Origin of the sequence: Permianibacter fluminis (assembly GCF_013179735.1) — a bacterium.
Classification (GTDB): Bacteria; Pseudomonadota; Gammaproteobacteria; order Enterobacterales; family Permianibacteraceae; genus Permianibacter; species Permianibacter fluminis.
Map to the genome: position 1 here is coordinate 1,130,640 of NZ_JABMEG010000001.1, position 14,878 is coordinate 1,145,517.

Sequence of the window (14,878 nt, forward strand, 5' to 3'; positions counted from 1 at the left end):
ACGGGGGGCAAAGTGCTGAAGCAGAGTGCTGGAGTACGTTGCAGCAAATAGACAACAGTGATTGAGTGCTTGGCTTTCAAAAGCATGCATTGAAATGCACATACTGAAGTGATGATGTGATCAAGGAATGATGGATATGACAAACCGAACCGAGCTCAGCAGCGAATGGAGCCTGTTGCAGCAGCATTTCTATCGCTACGAACAGCAGGCGCTGCTGATCAAGTTATTGGCCGTTGTGCTGACGGCGCTGGCCGTGCTGCAGCTGGCCGATTGGCGCCTGTTGCCGCTGCTCGCAATTCTGTGGCTGCAGGAAGCGATGCTGCGGACCTGGCAAGCACGACTGGCTGATCGGTCATTGAAATTGGAACAGGCATTGCGTGCCAGTGGCGATGCGCTGCCCGCCTGGCAACTGCACAGCGACTGGTTGGCGAGCCGCCCCGGACAGCTGGCGCTGCTGCGCGATTATCTCGGCAATGCGCTGCGGCCGACGGTGGCGTTTCCGTATGTTGTGCTGGTGCTATTCCTGCTTGGTTTACCGATGATGACAGCGGCAAACTGAGAGTCACCGCCTGACAAACCGAAAGCTGGCAAGGACGAGACAAATGCAAGTGAAATGCAAAACGATCTTTACCCTCTTGTTGCCGGTTTCGCTATCGGTGCTGATGACGGCGATGTTGGCAGGTTGTGCTGCCACGGCACCCGTGCAATCGCTGCCGGTGCCGGCTTCTTCACCTGCATCTACACCCGCATCTGCATCCACAACTGCACCGGTGACCACGCCGCGACACACCGAGGTTGGCGGCGGCAACTACAAGGTCATGACCATTCCCTGCGGAGATGCAAGCTATTCCTGGCGCATGTTCATCGCGACCCCGCGCTGGCCATCCAATGCTGACCCGGCCATCGAAAAAGCCCGTGTCCTGCTCGGCTTCACCGTCACTGAACAGGGAAAAGCGGAAGCGATCACGGTGGCCGAAGTCAGCCATCCTGAATTTGCCGAGCCCGCACAAGCCGCGTTGCGACAATCCCGGTTCGAGTTTCCGCCGGAAGCGGCGCCCTGTCTGGTCGGCAAGCCCATGGTGCTGCCGATGGTTTTTCAGCTTGATTAGTGCGCGGCCTTTGATTGAGTACAGCGATTGGAACAGGTGCTTGATTCTGGCGTCATGACTCAGACGCTGTCATGCCAGCGAATGCCGGCATCCATTTGTCGCGAAAAAAATTAGAGCCAGCATCCCACCGGCACTTTCCGCATTTGCTGTCGCCGCGGCGACAGCAAAAGTTATCTGCCAATTGGGCCCGCCCTCTCCCAACGGCAAACGGCTAATCAAATCGAAAAATCGTGAATGCCGCATTCCCGCTTCAGGCCAAAAAAGCGGGTGTCTTCTTCGCTCATGCCTTCGCCGAGCGGGCGCGTGGTGTGCCAGTCGCCAATCGAGACATAGCCTTTTTCCCACAGTGGGTGATACGGCAAGCCGTGCTTTTTCAGGTACTGACCGACATCGCGATCAGTCCAGTCGGCAATGGGATGCAGTTTGTAGCGCTCCTGCTGCCGCTGCAGCAGTGGCGCCTTGGCGCGTGACGCCGACTGGCTGCGACGCACGCCAGAAAACCAGCTGCCGATATTCAACTCGCGCAGCGCCCGCTGCATCGGCTCCACTTTCCGCAATTGATTGTATTGCTCGATGCCGGCCAGGCCTTGTTCCCACAGCTTGCCGTAGCGTGCTTCCTGCCAGGCAATCGAGAGCTGCGCCCGGTACACCTTCAGATTCAGGTTCAAGCGTTCCGTCAGCTCATCAATGAACCGGTAGGTTTCCGGAAACAGATAGCCGGTGTCGACCACGATGACCGGAATGTTTGGCTTGATCGCGGTCACCATATGCAGCAGCACGGCGGCTTGCGCACCAAAGCTCGAACTCAGGGCAAACTCGCCGGGTAAATGCTCCAGTGCCCATTGCACGCGCTGCTGGGCACTTTTCAGTGCCAGCAATTGATTGGCTTCGCTGGCATCGGTGCTAACCCGATCAGAAGAAGAGGCGGTGGCAGCGGCCTCCGAACCGGCTTCTGGTTCACTGACCAGACGAGTGACAGCAACAGTCATGATGCAGGTATCCCCTTCGCGTACGGTGGCGTGCCGCGTCTGGCCCGCCACCGATGGCTGGTCTTCATTGCGTGCGCAATCGGCGTCATTCAGGCGGCAACCGGCGTCACGATTTGCGCCCGGTGCAACCAGTCACCAAAGCGTTCGGTCGCGCTGCGTTCTTTGGCAAAGCGGGCAATCAGCGGCTCCAGCGTTGCCAGAATGGTCGGCTCGTCGATATTTTCCTGATGCAACTGATTGAAGCGGGTGCCAGCCGCGTCACCGCCGAGATACAGGTTGTAGCGACCGGGCGCCTTGCCAATCAAACCGACTTCGGCCAGCCATGGCCGCGCGCAGCCGTTCGGGCAGCCGGTGATGCGCAAATTCAGCGGAAAACTGAGCAGGCCGTGTCGCTGCAACAATTGCTCGACCTTGCCGACAAACTCTGGCAAATAGCGCTCGGCTTCCGCCATCGCCAGCGAGCAGGTCGGCAGTGACACGCATGCCAGTGCATCGCGTCGCAGCGGCGTCACGTGGGCGTATTGGCCGAGCCCGTATTCGGCGACCAGCGCATCAATGCGGGCGCGTTGCCGGGCCGGCACATTGGCAATCACCAGATTCTGGTTTGGCGTCAGCCGGAAATCGCCACCGTGGATTTTGGCGATTTCGCGCAGGCCGCTGAGCAGACGTTTGTCACCGCGATCCGCCACCCGGCCGCCATCGATATGCAAGGTCAGATGGGCGCGGCCGTCGCTGCCGTCGACCCAGCCAAAGCGATCACCGTTATGGTCAAATTTGAATGCGCGCGCCGGCGCCAGCGGAAAGCCGGTACGGGCTTCCAGTTCGCGTTTGAACCAGTCGATGCCGTGCTTGGCGATGGTGTACTTCAAACGTGCGTGCTTGCGCACGCTGCGTTCGCCGTGATCGCGTTGGGTGGTGAGAATGTGTTCCGATACCGACAGCAATTGTTCCGGCGTGACAAAGCCAATGACGTCAGCCAGCCGTGGATAGGTGGTCTTGTCGCCGTGGGTAGAGCCGAGGCCACCACCGACGCTGACGTTGAAGCCGACCAATTTGCCGTGTTCGAAAATCGCGATGAAACCCATGTCGTGGGCGAACACATCGACATCGTTGACCGGCGGCACAACGAATGCGGTCTTGAATTTGCGTGGCAGATAAGTTGGCCCATAAATAGGTTCTTCTTCCGGCTCGCCACCTTCGACCAATTCGCCGTCCAGCCAGATCTCGTGATAGGCCTTGGTTTTCGGCAGCAAGTGCGTGGCAACCGCCTGAACATGAGGGTAGACCTGCTGCCAGGCATCGGTTTGTTCCGGATTGGCCGACAGGATCACGTTGCGGTTGATGTCGCCGCACGCCGCAATAGTATCGAGCGCGACACTGCTGATGCCTTGTATGGTCGCTTTCAGATTGCGTTTCAGCACGCCGTGCAGCTGAAACGCCTGCCGGGTGGTCAGCTTCAGCGTTTCATTGCCGACCGTGCGTGCCAGCTCATCCAGTTTCAGCCACTGCGCCGGTGTCGCGACACCGGCCGGCATCCGCACCCGCAGCATGAAGCTGTACAGCGGCTCAAGCTTTTGCTCGGCGCGTTCGGCCCGCAGATCGCGATCGTCCTGCTGATAGCTGCCGTGGAATTTGATGATCGTGGTGTCATCGGCTCGGATGGCGCCGGTGTGATCATCGGCGACGCTTTCTTTCAGCGTGCCACGCAGAAACTGACTGCGTGCCTTGATGCCTTCGACTTCGCTGGGGTTACTCATATCTTCACGCTCATAAAATTTTGTGTTTTGTAGGGTGGGTCTCGACCCACCGTGGTGCAATTTTTGAAGCCTGTCTCTTGCGCCGATAGGGCCGGCGCCATGTGTCGGGTTACGCGGCGTTGCCGCTAACCCAACCTACACGCATAGCTGACAGCGGCTTTGTTCAATACACATCACGGCGGTAGCGACCTTCTTCCCGCAGCCGGTCGAGATACTCGTCGGCGTAAGCGGCGTCTTGGTCACTCTGCTCGGCGATGATCTCGCGCAGTGCCGCGTGCACATCCGGCGCCATCTGCTTGGCGTCGCCGCAGAGGTAAATCGCCGCGCCGCGCTGTAGCCAGTCATAGACCTCTTTTGCTTGTTCACGCAGCCGGTGCTGGACATAGATGCGCTCAGCCTGATCGCGGGAAAAGGCCAACGACAATTTGCTCAGCGCGCCGGATTTCAGCGCGGCCTGCCATTCGGTCTGGTACAGGAACTGCGAGGTGCAATGCTGGTTGCCGAAGAACAACCAGGTCTTGCCTACTGTCACGCCAGCACCCGCGCGCTCGGCGCGTTCCTGAACAAAGGCACGGAACGGTGCGATGCCGGTGCCGGGGCCGATCAGGATCAGGTCGCGGCTGTCGTCATCCGGCAGATGGAACGATGGATTGTGTTCGATGAATACCTCAACGGTGTCGCTGTCGTTGACATCGGCCAGATAGCGCGAGGCAGCACCAACGCGGCGACCGGCTTCGCTTTGCTCGTCAATAACGCCGACCGTCAGATGCACTTCGTCGTCAACCAGTTTTTGCGACGAGGCAATCGAGTACAGCCGTGGCGTCAGCGGCCGCAGCGTGGTGACCACTTGCTCGGCACTCAGCTTTGCCGGGAATTGCAGCAGCAGATCAATGAACTGATGCGCGGTCAGAAAAGCTTGCAGCGCTGCGGTTTGCGCCGGCTGTAGCAATGCAGCCAGCTTGCTGTCTTGCGCCAGTTGTTGATAACGGTCCAGCACCGGCTTGGACAATTGCGTCAGTTCGCGCTTTTCCCGCAACCAGCGGCGCAGGCTCAATGTTTCGTCGCCGACCGTGACCGTTTGCTCGCCATCGAGTTGCAGCGCGGTCAGGACTTCGCTGACGACAACATCGGGATTGCGCGGCCAGACGCCGAGTGTGTCGCCCGGTTCGTAAGCAAAGCCGGAACCGGCCAACGACAATTCGATATGACGAACATCCTTGCTGCTGTCGCGGGCGGTGATTTTCTGCACTGCCAGCACCGGCGCCGAAAACGGTTTGTCGCGGTTGTAGGCGCTGACCGCGTGCGGCCGCAGCGGCAGCACTTGCGCGCTGATCTGGGCGCTGGTTTGCGTGCTAGCCGGCTGCAGTTTCTTGGCCTGTTCGACGATCTGCGCGCGCCAGCTTTTCGCCTCGGCTTCGTATTCGACATCGGCCTCGACGCGCGGCTGCCATTCGCTGGCGCCGAGTTTGTCGAGCAAGCCGGCGAAATTTTTGCCGGCGGCGCAAAACTGGTTGTAGCTGCGATCACCGAGACTGAACACCGCGTATTTCAGCTGCGGCAATTTGGGTGCGCGGTTGCTGCCGAGGAATTTGAACAGCGCGATGCTGTCTTCCGGTGGCTCGCCCTCGCCTTGAGTGCTGATGGCGACAAGCAGCAGCTTTTCCTGGGCCAGTTCGCGGGTCGGGTAGTCGCTGGCGCGCAGCACGCGTGCAGCGATGCCTTGTGCCTGCAGATCGCTGTGCAGCTGTTCAGCGAGGCGCTTGGCGTTGCCGGTTTGCGAGCCGTACAACACGGTGGCGGTCAGCGCCGGCTTGCTGTCTGCGGCCGGTACCGTCGTGATGGCAGCGGCACCGCGCTGGGCCAGACCATAGGCATAGCCCGACAGCCACAACAGCTGCTCGGTCGGCAGGCCGTCGAGCGCGCGCGCCAGCGGGTGTTGGCGGAAGTCACCGAGCGGAGTCGGCAGCGGAGAAGAGGCAGTCATGGTTCGGGTCCCACATTTGGATGGCCAAATGCTGGGCCCGAACCGGGCTGGGCGGAAAGGACGACCGGTTACACGCTTACAACCGGGTGGCATTAGGGCTGCGTTGGCCTCGTCACCGTGCTGGCGGATGTGTGATTGGGTTAGCCCGCGCGCCGAGGTTGCAACAGGGCCAGCGTTAGCAGCCCGGCGATCAGCAGCAGGCTGTATTCCATGCCGTTGAAGCCGCCGCCGACGACAAACCAGCCGTGCTGCCAATGCACCAGCCAGATACCGGTGCCGTACTGGATTGCGGACGTCACCGCGATCGGCGCCACCCAGCGCCGAGCCAGCAATAGCAGCGGGCCGACCAGCTCATAAACCGTGATCGCCCAGGCCAGCGCCGGCCCGAACGGGAAGCTTTGGGCTTCGAGAAAACTGCCAAAGTCAGCGACCCCGTGGTCGTAAATGCGGTGTGCGCCATGGATGAAAATCAGCAGCGCGAGACAGCATCGCAGCAAATGCTCGGCCAGTTGTTCGGACTTCATGCGACTCTCCTTGGGCGCCATCGCAGCCACGATGCTGCCGGGCGCGGTCGTGACCGGCAAGCGCAGTATTCACGGCCGCCATCCCGTTCCGAACGGCTGGTTATATCCGCATTCGGCCGGGTCATTTCCGGTCCCACGGTCTGGCTCCGATACTGCCGGCTCGATATCGCCGCTGAGCATGACCCCGTGGAGTTGGCGCCGGAGTTCACCACTTTTGTCTTGATAGGCCTGTTGGCGCAGCTGATCAAAGGCGCGCTCGGCATGGCCTATGGCGTCACCTCGTCGGGTTTGCTGCTCGGTTTCGGTCACACGCCGGCAATTGCCAGTGTCGCGACCCATATTGCCGAGGTGTTCACCAGTGGCGCGTCCTGGGCCAGCCATGTCTATCACGGCAATGTCAAAAAGCGTTTGCTGTGGCGGCTGGTGCTGCCGGGCGTGGTGGGTGCGCTGCTTGGCGCGAGTGTGCTCAGCTATTTTTCCAGTGCCACGTTGAAGCCGTGGGTCAGCGCGTATCTCTTGCTGATGGGGGTGTGGATATTGGCGCGGGTCTGGCGCAAACAGGCGCCACGGCCGCGCGTGCGCGGCGCCATCTCATTGGGGCTCGGTGCCGGTTTTCTCGATGCGTTGGGTGGCGGCGGCTGGGGTTCGTTGACCACCACACAGCTGATCGCGCAGGGCGTGCCGGAGCGCTATGCAATTGGCACCGTGCAAGCGGCGGAATTCTTTGTCGCGGTCGCGGCGGCTGTGGTTTTCATTGCCGTGCTCGGCATCGGCCATTGGCAGATTCCGCTCGGGCTGCTAGTTGGAAGTATGATTGCCGCACCGTTCGCAACTTACGTGCTGAACGTCCTGCCAGTGCCAGCATTGACTGCCTCGGTCGGCAGCCTGACTGTGCTGCTCAGTGTCTGGAATTTTCTGCGCTAGATTGGTGGCGATGGCCGCTGCGATCGCCTCAGTGGAATTCGATTGCTAATTGGCTGGAATCCAGAAAGAATCAACGCATCTATTCATTGGCAGATGTCAGTTTCAAACTGACAGGGCCAGCAATCACTAGTTAGGTCAGCAAGGTGCATGAGGTTCCCCTTTTTCTTCTGATTAAATACCTGTCTTATGTTGGCGTCTTTGTTGTTTGGTTCAAACTGCTCCGTGTTGAAATCCAAAATACAGTAAATTTCAGCATCAAATGGGCTGGCTATAAAATGCTGCTTGGCTTGGTGTTTGGGGTGTGCATTGCCGCCGCGTATGCCTTTGCTCAAGCAAAAGGTCTTGGTGATTGGTGGTCTTATGTCATTGCGTTTGGCATTGGCAGAGTTTTGGAATGGCTAGTAGTCTTTAAGCTGGTTTCTCAAAATAGCGTTGTAAAGAATTATCGCAGCTTGATGGTGTGCGTCGCGATTGGAGTGATGGCATCACTTCTCACTGACCTGCTTTGGAATGTTTGGGGCTTTGAAGTCCCGAAGTTTGTTTGTTAGTCAGTGCTCTGATTAGGCGGCTGTGTTGGGCCAGTAGCTCCAGGTTATTTCGCTCTGCCATGCCCGACAGCATTGAGCATCAATGCTGGCCTAATACCATGATCTGGCACATGAACGTCGATGTTTAATCCTGCAGCGGATTGATCTGGCAATTCTGCTGCAGTGTGTTCGCCAAATCCGGATTCATCAAAGCCCCCAGCATCAGCAAACCTTTTGCCAGCACCAGCGCATTGTGGCCATTGCCACGGACAAACGAAAACCGCCAGTACACCGCGCCCGGCGTTTTCTGCCAGGCCCAGCGAGCCCAGTGCAGCACATCATCGGCTTCCCAATAGATGACCCGGCGATTGCGGGCAATGGTTTCCGGTTGCCGCACCAGCGGTGACGGATTGAACGCATACGCACTGACACCGGCAAAACGCATCGACACATGCAGTGCTAGACCGCCGCCGAGCGAATGGCCGGTGGCGATCAGTGCGGTGCCGGGATAACGCTGCTGCACGCTGCGAACAATCTGCGCCGCCTGTTCGTATTGTTCACCGATGATGTTGCCGGTCCACCAATCGCGTTCGCTGTCGGTGCCGCGAAACGCGATCACCACCTTCACAATCACGCCATCGCGATGCTGTTCAAACAGGCTGTATTGCAGATCGCCTTCGGCGGTGCGGCTGGCCAGCTGCCAATCCCCCGGCAGGGCAAATTGCGGTTGTTCCCGATCGTCATAGGCGTTGTTGGCCAGCAGCGCGTAAATGGCGCCCTCAACCGCCGCCAGCCGATGCGGCTCGCCATAGGCTGCTTGCAGATAACCGGGATCGCAACCACGAATGGACGCACGGGCCGGCAACGAGACTACCCCCAGCGCGAGCAACAAAGCAGGAACCCAACCGAGCGCGGCGACAACAAAACGCCAAATCATGACTTCACCAAAAACCAACGAGAGCGAGCGACAGAACCGTGACTGGCCAAAACCGGATCCTGTCAAAACCGGGCCCTGTCGAAAACGAGCTCGGCCAGAAGCAAGACCAGACAGACCCGCGGCGGTCGGGCCAGTTCCCGCGGGGCGCGCATTCTGGCGAAAAAACAACCAATTCACAAGCGCGATCAGCGACTAGGCCGGCTTATTTCTCCCGCCCGGTCAACCACCCGGCCCGGTCGGCGTTATAGGAAGCAACGGCCACTTCCGGCCTTGTTGAAAAGGACTGCCAAAATGACGATTCGCCGCCTGTCGCTGCTGGCCACACTGCTGGCCGCCACGTTCTCGTTCGCCGCTGCTGCCGAAGACCGCGTTGACCAACGCCAGCAGAACCAGCGTGCCCGTATCGTCGATGGCGTAGCCAGCGGCGAACTGACCAAGCCGGAAGCGCGGCGCATGATCCACGGCCAGCAACACGTCAAACGGATGGAGCGTCGGGCCGAGGCGGATGGCGTGGTCACGGCCAAAGAGTCGGCCCGTCTGGAAGTTGCCCAGGATGTGCAGAGCGAGCGCATCAAGACGCAAAAACACGATGCCCAGGATCGCTGAAACGGCGTTAGCATCGCTGCGTTCGCTATCGTCCGGTGCGAGCCGGGCGATAGCGACCAGAGTACGCACAAGGATGTGCGGCTTTTGGCGAGTTGCGCTGTGCCAAGCCGGCTTGAAGTCAAAGCTGCTTCAGCTCCAGCGACGCCGTGAATAGGTCTTGAAATCAAAATCAAGCGGTCAACCCGGCGAAAGCCGGGGCCCAATTGCTTGATAAAAATGGATTCGTTTTACGCCGTTCATTTGCCGTCTGCGGTGACTCAATGCCACAGGCAGACTATTGATTCACGCCCATCTTCATCACTTCACCGAATTCACTCTCAACGTGCTCACTTTCACTGAACTACCAAAGCTCCGCCTCGGCCGCTTGCTCCGCCGCTGCTTCGCTCAATTCACCGGCCATCAGCAGCGTCGCCATTGCCGGCGCATAGCGTTTGTCGGTGACCAGAATGTGTTCCGCCAGCCAATACCGTAAAAACAACAGCAGCTCGTGAAACGGCGGTTGTTTGCCGGCATCGATCTCGCCCTGCAATTGCTGCACCTGCGCCAGCAGCGCGCGGTGCTTTTCCCGATGCGCGTCCAAATGATCGGCGCCAGCGCGCGCCATCAGTAACTCTTCTGCCTTGAAATGACGCTCGGCATATTTGCCGAGTCGAGGCAGCGTGTCGATCACCGCTTGGCGTTGGGCGGTGGCATCGGCTTGTTGCAGCCCGACCAGATCGTTGATCAGAACAAACAGCCTGCGATGCTGGGCATCAAGCGCGGGATGTCCGACCGAATAAAGCCGAGTCCAGCGCAGCGGTGGCAACGGTTGCGACATGGCAAAACCCTGATAAAAAAGCGGGCTTTATTGTCGTCCGCCATCGCCATTCCGCTTTGCGATGGATCAACTGTGCACGATGCCGCGCTGGTCGCGTCAGGGCGGAAACCCGTTCTGCCAAATCAGCACGGTTGCGCGCCGCGGGTCATAAATGTAAACCGTCCACTGCTGCAGCTGGCCATCCCACCAATTGGCTTCATGAATCCGGAACCACAGCGATGGCAGTCGTCCGCTTAACCGTTCGCCAGCCAGTGCCGCTGCGCAGGGCGATTGCTCCAGCGTGCGGATGAGTTCACTGATCAGCGCCGGGTTGGCTTCCAGCCGTTGCCAAGTGTGTTGGCCGAGTGCGGTCGGCGCATCTCCGGTCGTTTGTTTGAACTGCAACAGGTGCTGGTTTGTGTCCGGTTTGCAGGCGCGTTCGCTATGGCCCTGCAATTGCCAATCGCTGGCCTTGCCAAGGTGCATGCCGTTCAGTTGCTGGTGGTAGTCCGGCACAAACGCGGTTTTGGCGTTTTCTTCCTGATCAGCGGAATGGCTGCGGAATTCAAAAAACAGCAGATACGACACAAACAGCGCGAGCGCCAGCATCACGGCGCCGGCCATATCAAGCACGATGCGCAACCAGAACCACAATCGCTTCATGTCCACGACTCCGGATCACGTTGCCGGCGCTGCAGCGCGCGACCATCACGATAGCTGTGCCGGCGTGCCAGCCAATCAAAGCAGAGCCAGGCAACCGCGTTGCTCTGCATCAGCTGAAACAACAGCAGGCCGATCTCCAGCCGCTGGCTCAGCAGAAAACCGTCGAACAGCAAAACGGTCAATCCGCTGCCAATCAGCAACAACCAGCCGGCAGCATGAACCGGTTGCCAGAACCAGTCGGTGCGTTCAAACCAGATTTTTTGCATGAGGGATTTCCTTGTCGCGGTGACTGGCATGGGCATGGCAAATGAATCTGTCACGCTCATGTCACGCCCATGCCGTCACCGATTCGTACTCAGCGCGCTTCGCTGCTGCGCGGTGTCAGCACCCGCTGTTGCAGGTGATACCAGTCGACCTTTCGGGTCAGCAGCATGGCCAGCGTCAGCAAACCAAACAGCAGGCCACTACCGATCAGCAGGGCAAAATCTTCCGAGCCCAGAATCAGGTACAGCGCGCCATACAGCACCGCCAGTGCTACGCCAAAACCCAAAGCCGTCAGTACGCTGCGCAACACCGCGCTGAGATAGGCGATGATCACGCCGATACAGCCGGCCGCCGCAATCAGATACGCCCAGACGAAAGCAATGTGCTCCGACAGTGATAGCAACAACAGAAAGAAAAACGCCAGCGCCAGCCCGACCATGCCGTATTGCACCGGATGAATGGCCAGTTGCTTCATGATTTCAAACAGCAGGAAGGCGCCGAAGGTGATGCCAACGAACAAGAAAGCATATTTGGTCGCCCGGTCGCTTTTGACGTAGACATCGACCGGGTCCAGAAAATCGACCGAGAACGCCTGATTCAGCACGTCATCACAGCGTTCGGATTCCATGCAGTTCTGCCAGCGGCTTGGCATATTGGTTGCGAGCACCGACGTCTGCCAGTTGGCGTCAAGGCCGTCTTCGCGCAGATCTTTCTGATCCGGTGTTGCGTTGCCCCAGAACCGGGCGTGTGGCCAGCTGGAACCAAGCGACCAACTGGTGTTGTCGGCGACCGGTACCACCGACAGCGTTTTCAAACCCTGCAATTGCAGGCTGATGACAAAATGCTGGGGGCCACCGGCCTGCAAGGGTGGCAGATTCGCGTGCACGCCTTGTTCATCGTGCAAGGGCAGTCGACTGCCGGGCTCGAAGGCGAGTGGCGCGGCATTCCACTGCAGCATTTGCAGCTGCTTGATGCCGCGCTGCTCACTGACTGACAGCGCCAGGTAAGGCGTGTCGAACAGATACTGTTCATCGGTCGGCACGGTGACGCCGTAATCCGCCGGCAGCTCAAAATCGCCGGTCAGCTGCAGCGCGGCCCGGTAAACCGGCACCTGAAAGATTCCGACCGGTTTTTGTTCAATGTCGACTTTGCTGTCCACCTGCAATTGCCGTGGCAGAAAGCTCAACTTGCCGGCACGGGTGCGCTGAACGCGTATCGGTTTGTCGTCCTTGTCGCGTTCATCGGCCCAGTAGCGATGCTCGAACGGAACGATCAGTACCGGCGCCACCACGGCCTGCGTACCGGCGTTGCTCTGACTCACCGAATCGATGGCCTGCTGACGAAAATTGCTGCGTTCCTGAACCAGATCCTGGGTCCAGATCAGCGGAATTTGCAGCACCAGAAATAAGAAAAACAACGCACCTGCCTTGAACAGCCATTGCCACTGCATGTCACTCTCCATTACCGGAACGGGTGGCGATACAGTGGCGGTATCAGGTGAGTGGCGAATGAGCGTCAGGTGAGGATTGGGTGAGGATGGCAAACTTTATTGCCAAACAGGCAGACTTCAATCAGCGCCGAAGGTATCGGCCGCTGCAAACCGCAAGCTCACCAGCACACCGGTCGCGTGGTTTTGCACCGTCAATTGACCGCCATGCAGCGTCATGACTTCGCGGGCAAAACGTAGACCCAGCCCGCTGCCTTTGCGGCCATCCGGGCGCGGCAACGAATAGAACCGCTCGCCGAGCCGCGGCAGCGCATAGTCCGGAATCGGCGGACCGTCATTGCGAACATCGATGACGAGTCCGGACGCCGTTTGCTGTGCATCGATGCAAACTGTGCTGCCGATGTCAGCGAAAGCTATGGCATTGTCGAGCACGTTGACCAAGGCCTGTTCGAGCAAGAACCGTTCGCCGCTGATCGCCAGTGTAGGCGCGCCAGTCAGTTGCCAATGCAGTTGCTTTGCGCTCAGCAAAGCCGTCAGCTGACCGATGGCCGCTTCGACCAACACCGACACCGGCAGGGTTTCGCGGTGCTCCAGCGCTCGCCGCTGCTCCAGCTTGGCCAACTCCAGCAAACGCTGGATCAGTTGATGCAGGCGCTCGCTTTGTTCATGAATGCTGCGCAGGAATTGCTGGCGTTTGTCCGCCGGCATTTGGGCATCAGCCAGCAGTTCGGTGGCGGCCTGAATTGCGGCCAGCGGGCTCTTCAGTTCGTGGGTCAGCGTATGCACATACTGCTCGACGTAATCCTTGCCTTCGAGTTTGCTGCGCATGGTTTCCAGCGCGTCGGTCAGCTTCTCCAGCTCGGTGCCGCGGGCGAACTGCGGTGGTTGCAATTTCTGGTTGTCACTAACCGCCAACGCATAGTGGCTGACCTGACGCAGGCTCCAGATCAGCCAGCTGGTGAAGCCAACGCCGATCAGCAAGGAAAATCCGAGCAGCACCACGCCGTAGCGCAGTAGCGTCGCGCGCGCGGCATCAATGTACGGCTGGGTGCTTTGATTTGGCAGTGCAACGGTCAGCACACCGATTATCTTGTCGCCGTCGCGAATCGGCGCGGCGACATGCATGACGGTGCTTTGTTCGTCGTCCGGTGTCAGCCGGCTGGAGCGGACGCCGTATTCGCCGCGCAGTGTCAGGAAGACATCGTTCCAGCGCGAGAAATCCTTGCCCACCGCTTCGCCGCTGCTGTCGATGAGCACGATGCCATTGGCATCGGTGATATAAATCCGGAGCGCGAGTCGGGTTTTGTGCTGGCGCCAAATCGTCGCGTCGAGACGGGTCTGTGCCAGCGTCTGCAATTGTCGGGCAATGTCGCTGCCGACCAGATCGCCGCGTTGCATGCTCGGTTGCACCACCAGCGCCAGGGTTTGCGCCAACTCGACCAGATTTTCCTCGCTGACTTGCCGCACCACCGGCTTCAGTTCATCCAATACCAGCTTCAGGCTCAACCACGCCGTCAGGCCAACGATGAGGAAATAACCGAGAAATAGCCGCAGGCCAAGTTTCATGACGTCATGTTCTCGCGGCGGCCATCACGATGATCGCTTCAGGCTGTAGCCGAAGCCGCGATGGGTGATGATGGGGTCAGCCGCCGAATCCACCGCGCGCAATTTGGCGCGCAGCTGTTTGATCAAGGTATCGATGACCCGGTCGGTACTGTCCTCGGATTGCGGCCCAAGCGCCGCCAACAATTGCTCGCGGCTGAACACGCGCCCGGGCTGCGCCAGCAAACAGGCCAGCAGCAAATACTCCGAGCGGGTCAATGGCAAATCGTGCTGACGAAACCGGATTGCTGCGCGCGTCGGCTCGTGAATCCATTCGTCATCTGGCGCTGGAGCAGGCGAGGCCGCCATCGGCTCAGCATGCCGCCGCAAAATCACTTTGATGCGCAGGATCAACTCACGCGGACTGAACGGCTTGCCGACATAATCCTCGGCCCCCAGTTCCAGACCGACGATACGATCCACCTCTTCGTTACGCGCGGTCAGGAACAACACCGGCGTCGGCTGAATCGCCCGCAGCGCACGGCATAGCTCAAACCCCGTTTGATCGGGCAGGCCGACATCGAGTATCAATAGGTCAAAGCGTCGTGCCTGAGCTGCCAACAACGCCGCCTGCCCGGTCAGGCAATGGCTAACCCGAAAACCGTCACGCTGGAGCGCAAAAACCAGCGCATCGGCAATGGCCGGTTCGTCTTCAACCAGAAGAATATTGGCAGACATAGGACAAAGCTCATGGAGTCACTGCCAACAGCATAGCAATGCACGCGATGCCAAGCCATGGCAGCACAACA

Annotated in this window: 16 protein-coding genes; 5 read left to right on the forward strand and 11 right to left on the reverse strand. The window is 59.3% G+C overall.

What is annotated here, in order from left to right; translation table 11 throughout:
• Window positions 1–136 precede the first annotated feature (136 nt).
• On the forward strand, window positions 137–559 hold the full coding sequence (locus HPT27_RS05020) for a hypothetical protein (RefSeq protein WP_211197859.1): 423 nt from the start codon (window positions 137–139) through the stop codon (window positions 557–559).
• 43 nt (window positions 560–602) lie between these two features.
• The gene (locus HPT27_RS05025) at window positions 603–1,109 is read left to right on the forward strand and encodes a TonB family protein (RefSeq protein ID WP_172239810.1); all 507 of its coding nucleotides are present in this window, start codon (window positions 603–605) and stop codon (window positions 1,107–1,109) included.
• A gap of 215 nt (window positions 1,110–1,324) precedes the next feature.
• Here the strand turns inward: HPT27_RS05025 and HPT27_RS05030 are convergent, their stop codons facing one another.
• The 4 genes from HPT27_RS05030 to HPT27_RS05045 all read right to left on the reverse strand — a co-directional run bounded on the left by HPT27_RS05030 (window position 1,325) and on the right by HPT27_RS05045 (window position 6,363).
• Window positions 1,325–2,098: a phosphoadenylyl-sulfate reductase gene (locus HPT27_RS05030; protein ID WP_172239813.1), complete on the reverse strand. Its 774-nt coding sequence runs from the start codon at window positions 2,096–2,098 to the stop codon at window positions 1,325–1,327.
• 89 nt (window positions 2,099–2,187) lie between these two features.
• The gene (cysI, locus tag HPT27_RS05035) at window positions 2,188–3,855 is read right to left on the reverse strand and encodes an assimilatory sulfite reductase (NADPH) hemoprotein subunit (RefSeq protein WP_172239816.1); all 1,668 of its coding nucleotides are present in this window, start codon (window positions 3,853–3,855) and stop codon (window positions 2,188–2,190) included.
• A gap of 163 nt (window positions 3,856–4,018) precedes the next feature.
• Entirely contained in the window at window positions 4,019–5,839 is a 1,821-nt protein-coding gene (locus tag HPT27_RS05040) for an assimilatory sulfite reductase (NADPH) flavoprotein subunit (protein WP_172239819.1), read from the reverse strand.
• Between the two features lie 140 nt (window positions 5,840–5,979).
• On the reverse strand, window positions 5,980–6,363 hold the full coding sequence (locus tag HPT27_RS05045; protein WP_172239822.1) for a DoxX family protein: 384 nt from the start codon (window positions 6,361–6,363) through the stop codon (window positions 5,980–5,982).
• Between the two features lie 186 nt (window positions 6,364–6,549).
• On the opposite strand from HPT27_RS05045, the gene HPT27_RS05050 reads away from it, so the two are divergent.
• Complete coding sequence (locus tag HPT27_RS05050; protein ID WP_211197860.1) at window positions 6,550–7,287, forward strand: sulfite exporter TauE/SafE family protein; 738 nt, start codon at window positions 6,550–6,552, stop codon at window positions 7,285–7,287.
• Between the two features lie 143 nt (window positions 7,288–7,430).
• Window positions 7,431–7,835, forward strand: a complete 405-nt coding sequence (locus HPT27_RS05055; RefSeq protein ID WP_172239828.1) for a hypothetical protein — start codon at window positions 7,431–7,433, stop codon at window positions 7,833–7,835.
• A gap of 124 nt (window positions 7,836–7,959) precedes the next feature.
• Here HPT27_RS05055 and HPT27_RS05060 read toward each other — a convergent pair whose 3' ends face one another.
• Window positions 7,960–8,751, reverse strand: coding sequence for a lipase family protein (locus HPT27_RS05060; RefSeq protein ID WP_172239831.1), 792 nt, complete (start codon window positions 8,749–8,751; stop codon window positions 7,960–7,962).
• A 291-nt stretch (window positions 8,752–9,042) separates the two neighbouring features.
• Between HPT27_RS05060 and HPT27_RS05065 the strand changes: the two genes are divergently transcribed.
• On the forward strand, window positions 9,043–9,357 hold the full coding sequence (locus HPT27_RS05065) for a hypothetical protein (protein ID WP_172239834.1): 315 nt from the start codon (window positions 9,043–9,045) through the stop codon (window positions 9,355–9,357).
• 340 nt (window positions 9,358–9,697) lie between these two features.
• On the opposite strand, the gene HPT27_RS05070 is transcribed toward HPT27_RS05065, so the two are convergent.
• The 6 genes from HPT27_RS05070 to creB all read right to left on the reverse strand — a co-directional run bounded on the left by HPT27_RS05070 (window position 9,698) and on the right by creB (window position 14,807).
• Window positions 9,698–10,174 carry a bacteriohemerythrin gene (locus HPT27_RS05070; RefSeq protein WP_172239838.1) on the reverse strand — a complete coding sequence of 159 codons (477 nt, stop codon included), beginning with the start codon at window positions 10,172–10,174 and terminating at the stop codon, window positions 9,698–9,700.
• Window positions 10,175–10,270: 96 nt separating this feature from the next.
• Window positions 10,271–10,816: a hypothetical protein gene (locus HPT27_RS05075; protein WP_172239841.1), complete on the reverse strand. Its 546-nt coding sequence runs from the start codon at window positions 10,814–10,816 to the stop codon at window positions 10,271–10,273.
• Window positions 10,813–11,082, reverse strand: a complete 270-nt coding sequence (locus HPT27_RS05080; protein ID WP_172239844.1) for a hypothetical protein — start codon at window positions 11,080–11,082, stop codon at window positions 10,813–10,815. The genes HPT27_RS05075 and HPT27_RS05080 overlap by 4 nt, the downstream gene beginning before the upstream one ends.
• Window positions 11,083–11,171: 89 nt before the next feature.
• Entirely contained in the window at window positions 11,172–12,530 is a 1,359-nt protein-coding gene (creD, locus tag HPT27_RS05085; protein WP_172239847.1) for a cell envelope integrity protein CreD, read from the reverse strand.
• Window positions 12,531–12,647: 117 nt separating this feature from the next.
• Window positions 12,648–14,093 (reverse strand): two-component system sensor histidine kinase CreC, encoded by a 1,446-nt coding sequence (gene creC / locus HPT27_RS05090; RefSeq protein WP_172239850.1) that lies wholly within the window; start codon window positions 14,091–14,093, stop codon window positions 12,648–12,650.
• Between the two features lie 24 nt (window positions 14,094–14,117).
• Window positions 14,118–14,807, reverse strand: coding sequence for a two-component system response regulator CreB (creB, locus tag HPT27_RS05095; RefSeq protein WP_172239853.1), 690 nt, complete (start codon window positions 14,805–14,807; stop codon window positions 14,118–14,120).
• Window positions 14,808–14,878 lie beyond the last annotated feature (71 nt).